At 72.1% G+C, this 18793-nt stretch carries 14 protein-coding genes; 9 read left to right on the plus strand and 5 right to left on the minus strand.

Annotation, left to right across the window (positions count from 1 at the left end):
* Nucleotides 1-269 precede the first annotated feature (269 nt).
* The 4 genes from ACFYXE_RS35385 (at nucleotide 270) to adhE (ending at nucleotide 6449) form a co-directional block, all read left to right on the plus strand.
* Entirely contained in the window at nucleotides 270-1175 is a 906-nt protein-coding gene (locus ACFYXE_RS35385) for a S1 family peptidase (RefSeq protein ID WP_389319718.1), read from the plus strand.
* A 177-nt stretch (nucleotides 1176-1352) separates the two neighbouring features.
* Nucleotides 1353-2219, plus strand: a complete 867-nt coding sequence (locus tag ACFYXE_RS35390; protein WP_389319721.1) for a slipin family protein — start codon at nucleotides 1353-1355, stop codon at nucleotides 2217-2219.
* Nucleotides 2220-2496: 277 nt separating this feature from the next.
* On the plus strand, nucleotides 2497-3576 hold the full coding sequence (locus ACFYXE_RS35395) for a S1 family peptidase (protein WP_389319724.1): 1080 nt from the start codon (nucleotides 2497-2499) through the stop codon (nucleotides 3574-3576).
* A gap of 260 nt (nucleotides 3577-3836) precedes the next feature.
* A complete protein-coding gene (gene adhE, locus ACFYXE_RS35400) occupies nucleotides 3837-6449 on the plus strand; it encodes a bifunctional acetaldehyde-CoA/alcohol dehydrogenase (RefSeq protein ID WP_389319727.1) in 2613 nt (870 codons plus the stop codon).
* 88 nt (nucleotides 6450-6537) lie between these two features.
* Here adhE and ACFYXE_RS35405 read toward each other — a convergent pair whose 3' ends face one another.
* From ACFYXE_RS35405 to ACFYXE_RS35415, 3 genes are read right to left on the minus strand one after another with little or no spacing between them, the layout of a single operon-like run.
* Entirely contained in the window at nucleotides 6538-7686 is a 1149-nt protein-coding gene (locus tag ACFYXE_RS35405) for an AAA family ATPase (RefSeq protein ID WP_389319730.1), read from the minus strand.
* A gap of 52 nt (nucleotides 7687-7738) precedes the next feature.
* The gene (locus ACFYXE_RS35410; RefSeq protein ID WP_361168393.1) at nucleotides 7739-8401 is read right to left on the minus strand and encodes an acetate uptake transporter; all 663 of its coding nucleotides are present in this window, start codon (nucleotides 8399-8401) and stop codon (nucleotides 7739-7741) included.
* Complete coding sequence (locus ACFYXE_RS35415; protein ID WP_389319733.1) at nucleotides 8398-9450, minus strand: DUF3533 domain-containing protein; 1053 nt, start codon at nucleotides 9448-9450, stop codon at nucleotides 8398-8400. The genes ACFYXE_RS35410 and ACFYXE_RS35415 overlap by 4 nt, the downstream gene beginning before the upstream one ends.
* A gap of 165 nt (nucleotides 9451-9615) precedes the next feature.
* Here ACFYXE_RS35415 and ACFYXE_RS35420 point away from each other — a divergent pair, with 165 nt between their 5' ends.
* From ACFYXE_RS35420 to ACFYXE_RS35430, 3 genes are all read left to right on the plus strand, one after another.
* Nucleotides 9616-13080, plus strand: coding sequence for a DNA polymerase III subunit alpha (locus tag ACFYXE_RS35420; RefSeq protein WP_389319736.1), 3465 nt, complete (start codon nucleotides 9616-9618; stop codon nucleotides 13078-13080).
* Nucleotides 13077-14084 carry a hypothetical protein gene (locus tag ACFYXE_RS35425; protein ID WP_389319739.1) on the plus strand — a complete coding sequence of 336 codons (1008 nt, stop codon included), beginning with the start codon at nucleotides 13077-13079 and terminating at the stop codon, nucleotides 14082-14084. The genes ACFYXE_RS35420 and ACFYXE_RS35425 overlap by 4 nt, the downstream gene beginning before the upstream one ends.
* Before the next feature lie 191 nt (nucleotides 14085-14275).
* A complete protein-coding gene (locus tag ACFYXE_RS35430; protein WP_389319742.1) occupies nucleotides 14276-15148 on the plus strand; it encodes an esterase/lipase family protein in 873 nt (290 codons plus the stop codon).
* Between the two features lie 76 nt (nucleotides 15149-15224).
* Here the strand turns inward: ACFYXE_RS35430 and ACFYXE_RS35435 are convergent, their stop codons facing one another.
* Nucleotides 15225-16238 (minus strand): lytic polysaccharide monooxygenase, encoded by a 1014-nt coding sequence (locus ACFYXE_RS35435; protein WP_389319745.1) that lies wholly within the window; start codon nucleotides 16236-16238, stop codon nucleotides 15225-15227.
* Nucleotides 16239-16460: 222 nt separating this feature from the next.
* Nucleotides 16461-17147 (minus strand): response regulator, encoded by a 687-nt coding sequence (locus ACFYXE_RS35440; protein ID WP_361168376.1) that lies wholly within the window; start codon nucleotides 17145-17147, stop codon nucleotides 16461-16463.
* A gap of 131 nt (nucleotides 17148-17278) precedes the next feature.
* Here ACFYXE_RS35440 and ACFYXE_RS35445 point away from each other — a divergent pair, with 131 nt between their 5' ends.
* Together ACFYXE_RS35445 and ACFYXE_RS35450 are read left to right on the plus strand one after the other, a co-directional pair.
* Nucleotides 17279-18262: a Bug family tripartite tricarboxylate transporter substrate binding protein gene (locus ACFYXE_RS35445; RefSeq protein WP_389319898.1), complete on the plus strand. Its 984-nt coding sequence runs from the start codon at nucleotides 17279-17281 to the stop codon at nucleotides 18260-18262.
* Entirely contained in the window at nucleotides 18259-18792 is a 534-nt protein-coding gene (locus ACFYXE_RS35450; RefSeq protein ID WP_389319748.1) for a tripartite tricarboxylate transporter TctB family protein, read from the plus strand. Before ACFYXE_RS35445 ends, ACFYXE_RS35450 begins: the two co-directional genes overlap by 4 nt.
* Nucleotide 18793: the final 1 nt, after the last annotated feature.

Raw genomic sequence — 18793 nt, forward strand, 5'->3', positions numbered from 1 at the left:
GGCCCGAGACGGTACGGCGGCGGCCCCCAAGCGGTCGCCGACGGGCCGAGCCCCGGTGGCGTACGAGAGGTACGGGACCCACCGGGGCCGGTCGACGTGTATCGGTCGGCGGCCGAAAGGCGCCCTTGTGCGGCTCGTGCGCACCCCTCAATACTCCCGAGCAGCGCTTGTCAGGAGCACGGCTATCCGGAATCCGGGCTTGCTCTTTGGCTGCGCCTCACGGGTCCTCAACCCACAAGGACCCACTGACTTCCCTCGGGAGGAACTACGTGAGGAACAAGCGCACCACCCCCCGCAGTGGCACGGCGAGACACCACCGTCTGCTGGCCGTGGCCACCGGACTCGTGGCGGCCGGAGCGCTCGCCGTCCCCGCGGCCAGCGCGCAGGACGGCGCGTCGACCTTCAGCGCCTCGCAGCTGGAACAGGCCAGTGACGCCGTGCTCGGCGCCGACGTCGCGGGCACCGCCTGGGGTGTCGACGCGAAGACGAAGCAGGTCGTCGTCACCGCCGACAGCACCGTCTCCAAGGCCGAGATAGCCAAGCTCAAGGACGCGGCCGGGTCCAACGCCGGCGCCCTGAAGATCGAGCGCACACCGGGCACGTTCAAGAAGTACATATCCGGCGGCGACGCGATCTACGCGACCAGCTGGCGCTGTTCGCTGGGCTTCAACGTGCGCAACAGCGCGGGCACCTACTACTTCCTGACCGCCGGTCACTGCACCGACGGCGCGACGACCTGGTGGGCGAACTCGGCGAAGACCACCGTGCTCGGCACCACGTCGGGTTCGAGCTTCCCGACCAACGACTACGGCATCGTGCGCTACACCAACAACTCGGTCACCAAGTCCGGCACGGTGGGCAGCCAGGACATCACCACCGCCGCCGACCCGACCGTCGGGCAGAACGTCACCCGGCGCGGTTCCACCACCGGCACGCACACCGGCCGGGTCACCGCGCTCAACCAGACCGTCAACTACGGTGGCGGCGACGTGGTCTACGGCATGATCAAGACCACGGTCTGCGCCGAGCCCGGCGACAGCGGCGGCCCGCTGTACGCGGGTTCCACGGCGCTGGGTCTGACCTCCGGCGGCAGCGGCAACTGCTCGTCCGGCGGCACGACCTTCTTCCAGCCGGTCACGGAGGCGCTGCGCGCGTACAACGTGAACGTCTTCTGATTCCGCGGCCAGCAGTGGGCGAGCCCCCGTCCGGACACCGGGCGGGGGCTCACCCCTGTCTCCCGTCACTCTTTTCCTCGGTGTCCGGGTTGTGCCCGGCTCTCCCTTTGTGTCCGGCGCGGCGTTACCTTCGAAGGGAACGACCGATACGCCCAATTCGGACCCTGGGGGGCCGGCATGGTCGAGGAGCTGGTGGCGGCGGGAGCGACCGTCGGGTCGGTCGCGGTGGTGTACGCGATGGCGGCGGCGCGTGTGATCAAGCAGTACGAGCGGGGCGTGGTCCTGCGCCTGGGAAAGCTTCAGCACGGCGTGCGGGGACCGGGGTTCACGATGGTCGTGCCGTTCGTGGACCGGCTCCGCAAGGTCAACATGCAGATCGTGACGATGCCGGTGCCCGCGCAGGACGGCATCACGCGGGACAATGTCACGGTCCGGGTGGACGCGGTCATCTACTTCAAGGTGGTCGACGCGGCGGAGGCCGTCGTCCAGGTGGAGGACTACCGGTTCGCGGTGTCGCAGATGGCGCAGACGTCCTTGCGGTCCATCATCGGCAAGAGCGACCTGGACGATCTGCTGTCCAACCGTGAGCAGTTGAACCAGGGCCTTGAGCTGATGATCGATTCCCCGGCGATCGGCTGGGGCGTGCAGATCGACCGGGTCGAGATCAAGGACGTGTCCCTGCCGGAGACCATGAAGCGCTCGATGGCCCGCCAGGCCGAGGCCGACCGCGAGCGGCGGGCCCGGGTCATCAACGCCGACGCCGAACTGCAGGCCTCCAAGAAGCTCGCCGAGGCCGCCCACGAAATGGCGGAGGAACCGGCCGCTCTCCAACTCCGGCTGCTGCAGACCGTCGTGGCCGTCGCCGCCGAGAAGAACTCCACCCTCGTGCTGCCCTTCCCCGTCGAACTCCTGCGCTTCCTGGAGCGCGCCCAGCAGGCGCTGCCGCAACAGCAACAGCCCGCGGTGGCGCCGGATTCCGGAGCGGGGAACGCGGAAGGCGGAGAACCGGCTCCGGCCCCAGGGGCGAAAACAGGACAGGACTAGTCCTCACAGGCTGACGATCGTCCCTCGCGCGCGGTGTTTGCAACGGGAACCGACGTGGTGGTAAACGCGCCGTCCGACACGGCCTGCCCACCCGGCCGTCGCCGGGCGCCCGTCCGGAAGTAGACCTTGTGTGCGACGTGAGGGCGTCGGGATAGTGGGCGAGGCCACATGGCATGGACACGGCTTCTTCAGCGTGCAACTCCGTGTCGCACAAGCCTTGCGGCCCGTCAGGCCCCCACGCCGGACGGGTCGTTCCCCCCACAGGAGGTCGTGAGTTTTGAAGCACCGACGCATACCCAAGCGGCGTGCCGCCGTGGCGGGCGCGGGCATCGCCGCGCTGGTCGCCGCGGGAATCACCTTCCAGACTGCGAACGCCAGTGAGAACTCCCCGGCCCCCACGCCGGACACCCTCTCGGTCGCGAAGGCCGGAAAGCTCGCCTCGACGCTGACCAAGGACCTGGGAGCGGACGCGGCGGGCACGTACTACGACGCGAAGGCCAAGGCCCTCGTCGTGAACGTGCTGGACAAGAGCGCGGCCGAAGCGGTCGAGTCGGCCGGCGGCAAGGCGAGAATCGTCGAGAACTCACTGGCCGAGCTGAAGAGCGCCCGCGCGACGCTCGACGACAAGGCGGCCGTGCCCGGCACCTCGTGGGCGATGGACCCGGCCACGAACACGGTCGTCGTCACCGCGGACCGCACGGTCAAGGGCGCCGCGCTCGACAAGGTCGGCTCGATCGTGAAGAGCCTGGACGGCAAGGCCGAGCTCAAGCGGAGCAAGGGCGAGTACAAGGCCTTCATCGCGGGCGGCGACGCGATCTGGGGGAGCGGCTCGCGCTGCTCGCTCGGCTTCAACGTCGTCAAGGGCGGCCAGCCCTACTTCCTGACGGCCGGGCACTGCGGCAACGCGGTCAAGAGCTGGTCGGACTCGCAGGGCGGCCAGGAGATCGGCGCCACGGAGGAGTCCAGCTTCCCGGGCAACGACTACGCCCTGGTCAAGTACACGGCCGACACCCCGCACCCCAGCGAGGTCAACCTCTACGGCGGCACCCAGGCGATCAGCAAGGCCGGGGACGCCACGGTCGGCCAGAAGGTGACGCGCAGCGGCAGCACCACCCAGGTGCACGACGGTGAGGTCACCGCGCTCAACGCCACGGTGAACTACCAGGAGGGCCAGGTCGACGGCCTGATCCAGACCACCGTGTGCGCCGAGCCCGGCGACAGCGGCGGCGCGCTCTTCGCCGGCGACACGGCGCTGGGTCTCACCTCGGGCGGCAGCGGTGACTGCTCCTCGGGCGGCGAGACCTTCTTCCAGCCGGTGCCGGAGGCCCTGTCGGCCTACGGAGCGGAAATCGGCTGAGTCCGCACCCGGCTTTATCCCGCGCCCCCGCAAAAGCGGGGGCGCGGCTTTTCCGAAAAACTTGTGAAAACTTTCACAAGCGCTCAAGGGTCCTAAGTCCCGCGATGTCATTGCAGGTCAGGTGGCCTGTTCGGGAGGGCGTGCGAGCGTGCATGGGACCTTCTGCCCGGTGGGTGAGGCCCTTTTCCGCCCTGCGAGCGACGCGAAAAGGTGTCGAATTGAGGGAGTAGAGAAAAGGTCTCGACGAAGGAGTACCTGCCATGCAGGCCAAGGAGATGGTGGACGGACTGGTCCAGCGGGCGCTCACGGCGCTCGACCGGTTCGCGTCGTACGACCAGGAGCAGGTCGACCACATCGTCAAGAAGGCCTCCCTCGCCGCGCTGAGCCGGCACGGGGAGCTGGCCCGGCAGGCGGTCGAGGAGACCGGCCGCGGCCTCTTCGAGGACAAGGCCGTCAAGAACCTCTTCGCCTGTGAGCACGTCGTCAACTCGATGCGCGGCCTGAAGACCGCGGGCGTCATCTCCCGCGACGAGCTGAACGGCGTCACCGAGATCGCCGAACCCGTCGGCGTGGTCTGCGCGATGACCCCGGTGACCAACCCGACGTCGACCACGGTCTTCAAGGCCCTCATCGCCCTGAAGACCCGCAACCCGATCGTCTTCGCCTTCCACCCCAGCGCCCAGCGCTGCTCCGTGGAGGCCGCCCGCGTCGTGCGGGACGCGGCGATCGAGGCGGGCGCGCCCGCGGACTGCGTGCAGTGGGTCGAGGAGCCCTCCATGGAGGCCACCGGCCTGCTCATGAACCACGAGGGCGTCTCCACGATCCTCGCCACCGGCGGCAACGCGATGGTCAAGGCCGCCTACTCGTGCGGCAAGCCCGCGCTCGGCGTGGGCGCGGGCAACGTACCCGCGTACGTCACGCGCAGCGGCAAGCTGCGCCGGGCCGTGCACGACATCGTGCTCTCCAAGGCGTTCGACAACGGCATGATCTGCGCCTCCGAGCAGGCCGTGATCCTCGACAAGGAGATCTACGACGAGGGCCTCGCGGAGTTCGAGCGGCTCGGCGCGTACGTCGTCACGGCGGCCGAGAAGACCAAGCTGGAGGAGTTCGTCTTCGGCACCACCGCCTTCGCCAACAACTGCGCGGGCGCCAAGCTGAACGCGGACGTCGTCGGCAGGTCCCCGCAGTGGATCGCCGAACAGGCCGGGTTCTCCGTGCCCGAGGGCACGATGGTCATCGTCGCCGAGTGCGCGGAGGTCGGCGAGGGCGAGCCGCTCACCCGCGAGAAGCTCTCCCCGATCCTGGCCGCCCTGAAGGCCGACACCACCGAGCACGGCCTCGAACTCTCCGCCCAGATGGTCGAGTTCCACGGCCTCGGGCACAGCGCCGCCATCCACACCGAGGACGAGGAGCTCGCCGAGGAGTTCGGCAAGCGCGTCAAGGCGATCCGCGTCATCGTCAACGCGCCCTCCACCTTCGGCGGCATCGGCGACGTCTACAACTCCTTCCTCCCCTCGCTCACCCTCGGCTGCGGCTCGTACGGACACAACTCGGTGTCCAACAACGTCACCGCGGTCAACCTGATCAACGTCAAGCGGATCGGACGGCGCAACAACAACATGCAGTGGTTCAAGGTCCCGCCGAAGATCTACTTCGAGCGCAACGCGCTGCGCTACCTCGGTGAGATGGACGGCATCCGGCGGGTGTCGATCGTGACGGACAAGACCATGTCGACGCTCGGCTTCGTCGCCCGTGTGACCGACATCCTCGCGGCCCGCCCCGAGCCCGTCACCGTCCAGGTCATCGACAACGTCGAGCCCAACCCGGAGCTGTCGACGGTGCAGGCCGGCGCCGCGACGATGCGGGAGTTCCAGCCGGACACGATCATCGCGCTCGGCGGCGGCTCGCCGATGGACGCGGCCAAGATCATGTGGCTGATGTACGAGCACCCGGAGATCGAGTTCGCGGACACCAAGGAGAAGTTCTTCGACATCCGCAAGCGCGCCTTCAAGTTCCCCGGACTCGGCAAGAAGGCCCAGATGGTGGCCGTCCCGACCACCTCGGGCACCGGCTCGGAGGTCACTCCGTTCGCGGTCATCTCCGACCCGAAGGCCGCCCAGAAGTACCCCCTCGCCGACTACGCGCTCACCCCGAACGTCGCGATCGTCGACCCGGTGCTGCCGATGAAGCTCCCGGCGACCGTCACCGCCGACTCCGGCTTCGACGCGCTGACCCACGCCACCGAGGCGTACGTCTCCGCCTACTCCAACGACTACACCGACGGCCTCTGCCTCCAGGCCATCAAGCTCATCTTCGAGAACCTGGAGCGGTGCGTGGTGAACGGGGCGAACGACCCCGAGGCGCGCGAGCGGATGCACAACGCCTCGACGGTCGCGGGCATGGCCTTCGCCAACGCCTTCCTCGGCCTGGTGCACGCCATGGCGCACACCCTCGGCAACACCTTCCACGTCGCCCACGGCCGCACCAACGCGCTCCTCCTGCCGCACGTCATCCGGCACAACGGCACCGTCTCCGGCAAGGCGACGCCCTGGCCGAAGGCGGAGGTCTACCGGGCCCCGGAGCGCTTCCAGGAGATCGCCCGGATGCTGGGCCTGCCGGCCGCGACGCCCGAGGAGGGAGTGGAGTCCTATGCCCGTGCGGTGGAGGAACTGCGCGCCAAGTGCGGGATCCCCGCGTCCTTCCGGGAGGAGGGCGTGGACGAGGCGGCCTTCCTGGAGGCTCTGCCGCAGCAGGCGATGAACGCGTACGCCGACCAGTGCGCGCCCGCCAACCCGCGGATGCCGATGCTCTCCGAGATGGAGACGCTGATGCGGCAGGCGTACTACGGGGACGGTGCGGGCGTGCCCGCCTGACCCGGAGCCCCGGCCGCGGCCGTGTGCGGCCGAGCGTGCGGTTCCCCGCGCCCCTGGTGCGCCCCCGACGGGGCGCACCAGGGGCGTCTCAGCGTCTGGGCCAGTACCAGAGGGGCTCGTCCAGGAGGCTTTCGCGGCCCGCCACCGTCGTGCGGCCCGACTCCTTGACCAGCTCTATCGAGTTCACGTCGACGCGGTGCCGGGCCGCGCCCTCGGCGACCGCCTCGGCGAGCGGGCGGGCGTGGGTCACCAGGACGATCTGGGTGTCCTTCGTCGCGGCGACGATCAGGTCGGCCAGCGGGCGCAGCAGGTCCGGGTGCAGGCTCGTCTCCGGTTCGTTCAGGACCAGGAGCGCGGGCGGGCGCGGGGTGAGCAGGGCCGCGGCCCACAGCAGGTAGCGCAGCGTGCCGTCGGACAGCTCGGCGGGGCCCAGCGGGCGCAGCAGCCCGCGCTGGCGCAGCTGGAGCTCGAACCGCCCGCCGTTCGCGACGACACGGACCCGGCTGCCCGGGAAGGCGTCGTCCACCGCCGCGTCGAGCGCCAGGTCGTCACCGATCTCGCGGATGGTCTGCAGGGCGGCGGCGAGGTCCGCGCCGTCGTGGGCGAGGACGGGGGTGCGGGTGCCGATCCGGGCGGCACGGGCGGGCGCGTCCGCGTCGGTGCGCACATGGTCGTAGAACCGCCAGGAGCGGATCAGCTCGCGCAGCCTGAGCAGGTCCGGCGCCAGCTGCGGGTCGGCGAACTCGCTGAGCATGCTGTCGTACGGGCGGATGCCCTGGGAGCGGTGCCAGCCGCCGTCGGCGGTGCGGGTGCGCACGGCCGGGCCCGCGCGGTCGCAGAGCAGCGCGGCGGGCCTCAGGACGGGACCGGCCCAGGTGGACTCGCGCTTGATCTCGGGGTCGAGCGCGAACAGGGAGGGCGCGCCGCCCGGGCCCGCGCCGCTGGACTGGGGGAGGCCGAAGTCGACCGCGTACCCGAATTCGTCGCCGGCGAAGCCCAGCCTCAGGCCGGCGGGCTCCGCCCTGCGCTCGCCCGCCCAGAGCGCGGAGGGCAGCCCGCCCTCGCGGGCCAGGGCCGCGACCGCGCCGCCCGTGGCGGAGTCGGCGAGCAGGCGCAGGGCGCGGTACAGGCTGGACTTGCCGGTGCCGTTCGCCCCCGTCACCACGTTCAGCCGGTCCAGCGGGACGGTCAGGGTGCGCAGGGAGCGGTAGTTCTCGACGGCGAGTGTGCGGATCATGCGGTCGAGCCTCGCATCCGGGTCCGACAATGCGGTCCCGGCGGCGGGGCTCTCACGTCTCCGGGCGGACGTCCGGGGCGTCCGGGGCGAGGAAGCGGCCCATCGGCAGCACCGGGCGCCCCCAGGTGGACGCCATCACCTGGCCCGCGAGCAGGTACAGCGCCCCGGCGCTCGCGCCGAGCCCGGACCAGCCCGCGACCCGGTTCCAGCCGACGGCCCCGGTGAAGCCGTTGCAGGTCATCGCGATGAAGACGACCAGCACGCAGGTGAAGGTGAGCAGCAGCGCCAGATGGATGCGGAAGCTGGCGAGCCACAGGACGAAGACCACGAACACCCACGGCAGGGTGAACAGCCCCATGGTGTCGCCGCGCAGCGACGGGTCGAGGCCGGGCAGCACCCAGAGCAGCATCAGGGACTTCGCCATCCAGAAGAGCCCGAAGCCGCCGAAGACCGTGGCGTGCCAGGTGTCGCCGCGCTGCGCCTGGAAGAGCCCGGCCAGGAGCTGGGCGAGTCCGCCGATGAAGAAGCCGACCAGCGGCACGACCGAGTGCAGCAGCTTCTCGGGGAAGATGCCCGCGTCGATGCCGGTGGCGATCATGGTGACGACGATGAAGCCGGTGAGCCCGAGCGGTCCCAGCTGGGCCTGTGCGGTGGGCTCCATCCGCTTGACGGAGACCGCCTGGGCGGCGGGGCCCGAACGGTGCGGGAAGTTCACCCGACGCTCCTGCTGCTGCCGTAGCTGGTGCCGCTGAGGTCGATCGCGCCGTTGTGCGGCGTCCTGCGGCGGGCGGACAGGGCGAGCGTGACGACGACGCCGAGGACCGCCCAGCCGGACAGGATCAGCAGCGGCTTGGTGACCGCGTTGCCCTCGAAGTACGCGATGGAGCGGGCCACCCAGGTGCCGGCGCCCGGCGGCAGCCAGGGACCGATCGCCTCCCAGAAGGGCGGCAGCATCGGCAGCGGGAAGGCGCCGCCCGCGCTCGGGTTGCCCGCGATGACGACCAGGAGGACGGCCAGGCCGATGCCCACGATGCCGGTGAGCGACTGCAGGGCGAGGGTGATCGCGCCGACCCCGAAGATCACCAGGGCGCCGAGGCCCCACAGGCCCATGATGCTGCCGGGCAGGGCGCCGAGGATCGGCCCGATGATGAGGGCGCCGCCGAGTCCGCCGACGATCGAGTAGAGCGCCATGGTGCCGAGCCTGATGACCGCGCGGGGCACGTTCGCGGCGCGGGAGCCCGCGCTGATGGCGAGGATCGAGGCGCACAGGTAGCCGCCGACGCACCAGCCGACGACCAGGTAGAACGACGACAGGCCGTTGAAGTCCTGGTTCGAGGCGGCCGCCACGTCGACGGTCTTGACCGTGCGCTTCTGCTCCGCGTCGACCTCGGTGGCCAGCTCGGTGAGCGTCCGGGAGAGGGCGGTGCCGCCGCCGGAGGCGACCAGCAGGGTGTCGGTGGTGCCGCGCGGGTCGACGATCAGGGCGCCGTCGATGTCGCGGTTCAGGATCTGGTGCCGGGCGAGGCCCTCGCTCTCGACCACGCGGGGGTCGAGCGGTTCGCCGGGGAGCTTCTTCAGCTGGTCCCTGGTCTGCTCGGCCGCGGGGCCGGGGGCGACCACCCCGAAGGGCACGTCCGTCGGTTTCGGGTTGTGCAGCGCGCCCACGTAGGAGGCGATGAACAGCAGCTGCAGGGCGAGTACGCCGATGACGAGCAGGGCTGCTCGCGGGGTGACGGCGCTCTTCAATTCGTCGGCGAACCTCATGCCCCCAACGCTCCGGGTCCGGGGGCGTTTGCGCAGGTGGGATGGGCCGAACGGACGACGGGGGACCGCCCCCGAACGGGTTTCGTACACGCGTTCGAAACTTGGTCTATGGTGGAAGGAGAGGGGACATGAGGCCGGATCGGTTCAGGATTTCAGGAGGTGCGTGTGCCGGGTTTCACGCATCTGCACACCGTCTCCGGGTTCTCCCTGCGCTACGGCGCCTCGCACCCCGAGCGGCTCGCCGAACGCGCCGCCGAGCGGGGCATGGACGCCCTCGCCCTCACCGACCGCGACACCCTCGCGGGCGCCGTCCGGTTCGCCAAGGCCTGCGCCGGGGCCGGGGTGCGGCCGCTGTTCGGGACCGAGCTCGCGGTGGGCGCGCCCGCCCCGGCCGCGGGGGAGCGGCGGCGGGCCCCGGTGCGCGGCGGTGCCTTCATCGACGAGTCGACCCCGCGCGCGACCTTCCTCGCCCGGGACGGCGCCACCGGCTGGGCCGCCCTGTGCCGGCTGGTCACCGCCGCCCACCGCGCCGGCGAGGGGCAGCCCGTGCTGCCCTGGCCGGAGAACCACGGCGACGGCCTGACCGTGTTGCTCGGCCCCGCCTCCGACGTGGGCCGCGCGCTCGCCGCCGGACGCCCCGACCGCGCCGCCCGCCTGCTCGTCCCCTGGCGCGAGCGGTACGGCGACGCGCTGCGCCTGGAGTCCGTCTGGCACGGCCGCGAGGGCACCGGGCCGGGCTCGCTGCGCCTGGCCGCCCGCACCGTCGGCTTCGCCGCCGAACAGGGCGTCCGCCCCGTCCTGAGCAACGCCGTGCGCTACGCCGACCCCGGGCAGGGCCCCGTCGCCGACGTCCTGGACGCCGCCCGCCGCCTCGTCCCCGTCGACCCGACCAAGGAGCTCGACGGCGGCGAACGGTGGCTCAAGGGCGCGGACGGCATGTTCCGGGTGGCCGAGCGCGTCGTCGAGGCCGCGGGCTTCCGCCGCGACACCGCCCACCACCTGCTCGAACAGACCCGGGCGGTCGCCGACGCGTGCCTCGTCGACGCCGAGGACGACATCGGCATCGGGTCCGTGCGCTTCCCCGAGCCGCACCTGGTCGGCGCCGGGCGCCGCACCGCACAGCGCGTGCTCGCCTCCCGGGCGGCGGCCGGCATGGTGCGCCGCGGCTACGACTCCCGGCGCGCGTACTGGGAGCGGATGCACCACGAGCTGGACATCATCGACCACCACGGCTACGCCTCCTACTTCCTGACCGTGGCCCAAGTCGTCGACGACGTACGGGACATGGGCATCCGGGTCGCGGCGCGCGGCTCCGGCGCCGGATCCCTGGTCAACCACCTCATCGGCATCGCGCACGCCGACCCCGTCGAGCACGGGCTGCTCATGGAGCGGTTCCTGTCCAAGCGCCGGCACGTCCTGCCGGACATCGACATCGACGTCGAGTCGGCCCGCCGCCTCGAGGTCTACCGCTCGATCATCGGCCGCTTCGGCACCGAGCGGGTCGCGACGGTGGCCATGCCCGAGACCTACCGGGTGCGGCACGCCGTGCGCGACGTCGGCGCCGCCCTGTCCATGGACCCGGCCGACATCGACCGCATCGCCAAGGCCTTCCCGCACATCCGTGCCCGCGACGCCCGCGCCGCGATGGCGGAACTGCCGGAACTGCGCGGGATCGCCGCCGAGTCGGGCGACCACGGCCGGCTGTGGGAGCTGGTCGAGGCGCTCGACGCGCTGCCCCGCGGCGTCGCCATGCACCCGTGCGGGGTGCTGCTCTCCGACGCCTCGCTGCTCGCCCGTACGCCCGTGGTGCCGACCAGCGGCGAGGGCTTCCCGATGTCGCAGTTCGACAAGGAGGACGTCGAGGACCTCGGCCTGCTCAAGCTGGACGTGCTCGGCGTGCGGATGCAGTCGGCGATGGCGCACGCGGCGGCCGAGGTCGAGCGGGCCACGGGCGACCCGGTGGACATCGACGCGGTGCCGCCCGGCGACCCGGCGACGTACCGGCTCATCAAGTCCGCCGAGACGCTGGGCTGCTTCCAGATCGAGTCGCCCGGCCAGCGGGACCTGGTCGGGCGGCTGCAGCCCGAGACCTTCCACGACCTGGTGGTCGACATCTCGCTGTTCCGTCCGGGGCCGGTCGCCGCCGACATGGTGCGGCCCTTCATCGAGGCCCGGCACGGCCGCGCCCCCGTCCGCTACCCGCACCCCGATCTCGCGGAGCCGCTGAAGGACACCTACGGCGTCGTCGTCTTCCACGAGCAGATCATCGAGATCGTGGACATCATGACCGGCTGCGGGCGCGACGAGGCCGACCGGGTGCGGCGCGGGCTCTCCGACCCCGAGGCGCAGGGCCGGATCCGCTTCTGGTTCGCGCAGCAGGCGGCGGCCGGGGGGTACGACGCGGAGACGATCGGCCGCACCTGGGAGATCGTCGAGGCCTTCGGCTCGTACGGCTTCTGCAAGGCGCACGCGGTGGCCTTCGCCGTGCCGACGTACCAGTCCGCCTGGCTGAAGGCCCATCACCCGGCCGCCTTCTACGCGGGGTTGCTCACGCACGACCCCGGCATGTACCCGAAGCGGCTGCTGCTCGCGGACGCGCGGCGGCGCGGGGTGCCCATCCTTCCGCTGGACGTGAACCGGTCCGCGGTCGACCACTGCATCGAACTGGTGTCCGACGAGGGGGGTCGTCCGTCCGCGGCCCGGGAGGTCTGGGGGCTGCGGCTCGCGCTCCGCGACGTGCACGGCATCAGCGAGGCCGAGGCCGCGCGGATCGCCGACGGGCGACCCTACGCCTCGCTCGTCGACTTCTGGGAGCGGGCCAGGCCGTCCAAACCGGTCGCCCAGCGGCTCGCCCAGGTCGGCGCGCTCGACGCGTTCGGCGCCAACCGCCGCGACCTGCAGCTCCACCTGGCCGAGCTGCGGCGCGGGGCGCGGGGCGCCGCCGGTGCCCAACTGCCGCTGGCCGGCGGGCGCAGGACGGCCCCCGCGGGCCTGCCCGACCTGGACGACGCGGAGCGGCTCAGCGCCGAACTCGGCGTCCTCGGCATGGACTCCTCGCGCCACCTCATGGGCGATCACCGCGCCTTCCTCGAAGAGCTCGGCGTGCTCGGCGCCCGGCGCCTGCGCGAGGCCGAGCACGGCGCGACCGTCCTGGTCGCGGGCGCCAAGGCGGCCACGCAGACCCCGCCGATCCGCTCCGGCAAGCGCGTCATCTTCACCACCCTGGACGACGGCACGGGCCTGGTCGACCTGGCCTTCTTCGACGACGCCCACGAGCGGTGCGCGCACACCGTCTTCCACTCCTGGCTGCTGCTCGTGCGCGGCGTGGTGCAGCGCCGCGGACCGCGCAGCCTCAGCGTGGTGGGCGAGGCGGCGTGGAACCTCGCGGACCTGGTGGAGGTGCGCGAGGAGGGTGGCCTCGACGCGGTGGCGCGGCGCCTGGCGGAGCCGGGTCCCGGGCCCGCCGCCGAGGGGGCGGAGGCGGCACGGGACCCGGCGGGCGGCCGCCGCATCCGCATGGCCACGGGCTACGAGATGCACCCCTGGGCGGACCTCCGCCCGGCGGGCGAGGGGCCCGCGGGCGCGGGCGGCAGGAAGCTGTGGCACCAGAGCCAGGGGAGTGCGGGATGAGCGCGGGAGCGGAGGCGGACGGCGCGGGAGCGGACACGCTCTACGTGCGGTTCCTGCTGACGCCCGCGCGGGAGGCGGATCTGCCCCGGCTCCTCGACCTGCTCGGCGCGTTCACCCCGCAGGTCGAGGCGCTCCCGCCGGACGCCGCGCTCGTGGACGTCCGCGGCGCGCGGCGGTACTTCCGGCGCGGCGCCGCCGAACTGGCCGCGCTGATCCGGGTGCGGGCGCTCGCGCTGTACGGGGTGGAGTGCGCGATCGGCGCCGGACCCGGGCCGATGCTGGCGCGGATGGCGGCGCGCGGCGCCCGGCCCGGTACCACCCGCGTGGTGCCCGAAGGGCCGGACGGCGTACGGGAGTTCCTCGCCGAGCGGTCGGTCGGCGAGCTGCCCGGCATCGGCCGGGCCACCGCCCGCACCCTGTGCGAGTACGGCCTCGACTCCCTCGGCAAGGTCGGCGCCGCACCGCTGTCCACCCTGCAGCGGCTCGTCGGGGCCCGGGCGGGCCGCGAGCTGGGCGAGAAGGCGCGGGGCATCGACCGCGCCCGGGTCACCCCGAACGCCGCCGCCCGCTCGCTCGCCGTCGAACGCCCCTTCTCCCGCGACGAGTTGGACCCCTTCCGGCACCGCCGCGCGCTGCTCTCCGGCGCCGGGGAACTGGGCGCGAGGATGCGCGACGAGGGCCAGGTGTGCCGCACGCTGACCCTCACCGTGCGGTACGCGGACCGCAGCACCACCGTCCGCACCAGGACCCTGCCCGAGCCGACCGCCCACTCCACCGCGCTGACCGAGGCCGCCTACCGCATGTACGAGGCGCTGGGTCTGCAGCGGGCCCGGGTGCGCGCGGTGTCCCTGCGCGCCGAGGGCATCGGCCCCGCCGAAGGCGCCGCCCACCAGTTGACGTTCGACCCGGTGGACGAGCGGGCGCGCCGCATCGAGGAGGTCGCCGACCGGGCCAGGGAGAAGTTCGGGCCGGGCGCGATCGTCCCGGGGACGCTGGCGGCGTGACCGTGACCGTGACCGTGACCGTGACAGCGACAGCGACAGCGACAGTGCCAGTGATCGCTGGAACTTTTACCGACGCGTAACTTCACTCTTCCACTACTCGCGCGTAGCTTGTCGTGTACGCAACATCCTGGTGATCCGGATCACGGGCGCTCCGTCATCGCACCTCCCTTGAGCCGCAAGGAGATCACACGATGCTGCCCTGGAGACGAGCGCTGCGTGCGCTCGCGGCCGCCCTGCTCGTCACGGGCGCCGTCACCCTCGCGCCCGCCGCCACCGCCGCGGCCGACGGGACGACCGCCTCGACCGCCTCGACGGCGAGTGGCTGGAACGACTACAGCTGCAAGCCGTCCGCCGCGCACCCCCGCCCGGTCGTCCTCGTGCACGGCACGTTCGGCAACTCCGTCGACAACTGGCTCGTCCTCGCGCCCTACCTCGTCAAGCGCGGCTACTGCGTCTACTCCCTGGACTACGGCCAGTTGACGGGCGTGCCGTTCTTCAACGGACTCGGCCCCATCGACAAGTCGGCCGAACAGCTCGACACCTTCGTCGACAAGGTGCTCGCCTCGACGGGCGCGAAGAAGGCGGACCTCGTCGGCCACTCGCAGGGCGGCATGATGCCCCGCTACTACCTCAAGTTCCTCGGCGGCGCCGCCAAGGTGAACGCCCTGGTCGGCCTCGCCCCCGACAACCACGGCACCACCCTGCTGGGCCTCACCAGGCTGCTGCCGTACTTCCCGGGCATCGAGGACCTGCTGACCACCAACACCCCGGCCCTCGCCGACCAGATCGCCGGATCGCCCTTCCTGACCAAGCTCAACGCGGGCGGCGACACCGTGCCCGGCGTGCGCTACACCGTCATCGCCACCCGGTACGACGAGGTGGTCACCCCGTACCGCACCCAGTTCCTCGACGGCCCCGGCGTGCGCAACGTGACCGTCCAGGACCTGTGCCCCGTCGACCTGTCGGAGCACGTCGCCATCGGGATCCTGGACCGCGTCGCCCACCACGAGGTGGCCAACGCCCTCGACCCGGCGCACGCGACCCCGAGCACGTGCCTGTCGTAGCCGCGACGGCATGAAGGGCCGTGCTCCCCCCGCCGGGGGAGCACGGCCCTTCGCCGACTGCTGACTACCGGCTGCTTCAGCGGCCGTGGCGGCCCGTCGCCGCACGGCGGCGCGTCGTCGCGAACATCGCCGCGGCACCGACCGCGAGGGTGGCGGCGCCGCCGATCGCGATGTACGGAGTGGTGCTGTCGCCACCGGTCTCGGCGAGGTTGTCGTCCGCCGTGGTGACCGGCTTCTCGGCGCCGCCGTTCACCTCGGGCCGGTTGTCGCCGGTCTGCGGCTCCGCACCGGCCTGCGGCTTCTCGGCGGGCGCGGCCCCGGTGGCCTCGGCGCCGGTGCGGGCGTCGGCGTCGCCGTGCCCGTGGTGCTCGACGGAGGACTTGTCGGCGCCCGCCGCGATCTCCTGCTCGGACGGGGCGGAGGCGGCCGGGGCGGGCGCGCCGGAGCCGCCGCTGTCCTGGCCGAAGACCACGTCGGAGCAGGTGTAGAACGCCTCGGGGGAGTCCGAGCGCTGCCACACCGAGTAGATCAGGTGACGGCCCTCGCGGGCGGGGATCTTGCCGTCGAAGACGTAGTCGCCGTTCTCCATCTTCGGGTCGGCCACGTTCACGAACGGCTTCTCCTCCAGGTCCGACCACTTCAGGGGCTTCGACGGGTCGTACGAGTCCTTCGTGATGTACAGCTCGAAGGAGCCCTTGTGCGGGGCGGTGCCCTTGTAGCGGAAGGTGTGGTTGCCCGCGGACAGCTTGCTCGACGGCCAGTCGGCGCGCGGCAGGTCGAGGCCCTTGTACTTGTCGTTGCCCGCGCTGCACAGCTTCCCGTCGGGGATGATCTCCTTCGACTTGCCCGCCGCGTTGGCGATGTTCACGGCGTTCCAGTCGTAGAAGGCCTGCACACCGCTGGCCGAGACGGCGGCCTTGCAGGCGGCCGACTTCGGCGACTCCGGGCCCTCCTGGAAGCAGGCCGACACCCGGCTGACCGGGTCCGTCATCGACCCGTGCGCGGCGGCCGGAGCGGCCGACAGGGCGGTCAGGGCGAGCGGGGCGACGCCGACGGCGGCGAGCGCGGCGACCTTGCGACGTGCGGTCATGGGGGTTCTCCTCAAACGGCGGTTCAGGGGGGACACGGGGCGACGGCGAACGGGCGGTACGGCCCCCGATCGCGCCGGCACCGACGGTTCGTCATCGCCCCGGCGACCAGAAAACTAGCCCCTGAAATCCGCGAAATCCCCTGCTGAGCGCGGTAAATGGAGATCCTTATGGTGCGGTTAAGGGAGCCTTCGGGCTCCGCTCAGGTCGTGCCCGGATTGCCCTCATCCCACCCAGCGGTACCGACGCTCCGGCCGCCCCGTCCCGCCGTACCGCAGCGTCACCTCGGCCCGCCGGGTGTCCACGAAGAACTCCAGATAGCGGCGTGCGCTCACCCGGGACAGCGCGCCCGCCCGCGCGCACTCCGAGGCCGACAGGCCGCCCGGGTGGCCGCGCAGGGTCTGCTCCACCAGCTCCGCGGTGTGCGCCGCAAGGCCCTTGGGAAGCTCACGCGAGCCGGGCGGGCGGGTGCCGAAGAGCTGGTCGACGTCCTCCTGGCGGGCCTCCCGCAGACCGTCGAGGCGGGCCCGCAGCGCCGCCACGTGCCGCAACTGCTCGTGCAGCGCGGCCTGGTCGAAGGGTTTGATCAGATAGTGCAGGGCGCCCGCCCGCAGCGCCGCCCGCACCACCTCCGCGTCCCGCGCGGCCGTGATGAACAGGGCGTCCACCGGCTCCCGCGCCGGGTCGCGCTCCTCGGCCGCCCGCAGCTCGCGCAGCACGGCGATTCCGTCCATGTCGGGCAGATACACGTCCAGGAGGACGAGATCGGGGCGCAGCCGCTCCACCGCGCCGACCGCGTCGGCGCCGCTGTGGGCGACCCCGACCACGCTGAAGCCGTCCACCGCGGCCACGTACCGACTGTGCAGCTTGGCGACCATGAAGTCGTCGTCCACGACCAGCACCCTTGTCATCGCCGCAGGCTATGGGCGCGACCACAACGACCACAACGTCCGTTGATTCCGGAAGAGAGACAGGCCGTCGGCGCGGAGGCAACATGTGGGCCACCTCACACCCGACCACGAACCGACAGGTGGTGGCACACGTGCGCCTGCGCACCCCCCTCGCCCTGCTCGGGGCCGCCCTCCTCGTGCTCGTCGCGCCGCCGCTGCTCACCGCGGGCAGCGGCGCCGACACCGGCACCCAGATCCCCGGCCTGCGCCTCATGGTGCCCAACACGCCCGGCGGCGGCTACGACATCACCGCCCGCACCGCCGCGAAGAACGCCGAGGACGCCGGACTCACCCACAACATCGAGGTGTTCAACCTGCCCGGCGCGGGCGGCACCGTCGGCCTGACCCGGCTCGTCGGCGAGCACGGCAACGGCAAGCTCGCCATGTCCATGGGCCTCGGCGTCGTCGGCGCCGCCCGCTCCAACCACTCCCCGAAGACCCTGGCCGACACCACCCCGATCGCCCGGCTCACCGAGGAGCCGGACGTCGTCGTGGTCGCCAAGAACTCCCCGTACAAGACCATCGGGCAGCTCGTCGACGCCTGGAAGGAGAACCCCGGCAAGGTGCCCGTGGGCGGCGGCTCCTCGCCCGGCGGGCCCGACCACCTCGCCCCGATGCTGATGGCGCGCGCCGCGGGCATCGAACCGGAGCAGGTCAACTACGTGCCCTTCGACGGCGGCGGCGAACTCCTCGCCTCGATCCTCGGCAGCAAGGTCGCCTTCGGCGTCTCCGGCGTCGGCGAGTACCTCGACCAGATCAAGTCCGGCGAGCTGCGGCTGCTCGCCGTCACCGGGACGAAGCGGGTCAAGGGCCTTCCCGGGCCCACCCTCAAGGAGTCCGGCTACGACGTGGACTTCACCAACTGGCGCGGCATCGTCGCCCCGCCCGGCCTCAGCGACGCCGAGCGCACCAAGCTCACCGGCCTGATCAGGAAACTGCACGCCTCGCCCGAGTGGCGGAAGTCCCTCAGGACCAACGGCTGGGACGACGCCTTCCTCACCGGCGACGCGTTCGGCGACTTCCTGGCCGCCCAGGACCGACGCGTCGTCTCCGTACTGAAGGAGCTGGGACTGTGACCGCCACCGGACTGCCGGAGCGGGAGGGGCCCGCGCGCCGCTCCTGGCTGCGCGAACACTCCGAACTGGGCGTGTGCGTCCTGCTCCTCGCCCTCGGCGCGCTCGTCCTCACCGACGCGCTCACCATGGACGTCGAGATCGCCCAGCGCGGCCCGATCGGTCCCAAAACCGTACCGGTCGCCGTCGGCATCGGGCTGCTCGTCGTCGCCGTCCTGCTCGCCGTCGACGTGCTGCGCGGCGGCCGCGGCGAGGCCGAGGGCGGCGAGGACATCGACCTGTCCGAACCCGCCGACTGGCGCACCGTGCTGCTGCTCGCCGGCGTCTTCCTCGCCACCGCCGTCCTCATCGAACCGCTCGGCTTCCCGGTCACCGGCGCCCTGCTCTTCTGGGGCTCCGCCTACGCCCTCGGCAGCCGCCACCTCGACCGCGATCCGCTCATCGCCGCCGTGCTCTCCGTCGTCACGTACGAAGTCTTCAACAACCTGCTCGGCGTGCCCCTGCCGGGTGGCCCCCTGATGGGAGTGCTGTGAC

Origin of the sequence: Streptomyces sp. NPDC002564, from assembly GCF_042889645.1 — a bacterium.
GTDB lineage: Bacteria > Actinomycetota > Actinomycetes > Streptomycetales > Streptomycetaceae > Streptomyces.

Coding starts and splice junctions, on each gene's coding strand:
- adhE (WP_389319727.1), top strand. CDS start 3,837: ATGCAGGCCAAGGAGATGGTGGACGGACTGGTCCAGCGGGCGCTCACG.
- ACFYXE_RS35390 (WP_389319721.1), top strand. CDS start 1,353: ATGGTCGAGGAGCTGGTGGCGGCGGGAGCGACCGTCGGGTCGGTCGCG.
- ACFYXE_RS35405 (WP_389319730.1), bottom strand. CDS start 7,686: ATGATCCGCACACTCGCCGTCGAGAACTACCGCTCCCTGCGCACCCTG.
- ACFYXE_RS35440 (WP_361168376.1), bottom strand. CDS start 17,147: ATGACAAGGGTGCTGGTCGTGGACGACGACTTCATGGTCGCCAAGCTG.
- ACFYXE_RS35415 (WP_389319733.1), bottom strand. CDS start 9,450: ATGAGGTTCGCCGACGAATTGAAGAGCGCCGTCACCCCGCGAGCAGCC.
- ACFYXE_RS35435 (WP_389319745.1), bottom strand. CDS start 16,238: ATGACCGCACGTCGCAAGGTCGCCGCGCTCGCCGCCGTCGGCGTCGCC.
- ACFYXE_RS35425 (WP_389319739.1), top strand. CDS start 13,077: ATGAGCGCGGGAGCGGAGGCGGACGGCGCGGGAGCGGACACGCTCTAC.
- ACFYXE_RS35430 (WP_389319742.1), top strand. CDS start 14,276: ATGCTGCCCTGGAGACGAGCGCTGCGTGCGCTCGCGGCCGCCCTGCTC.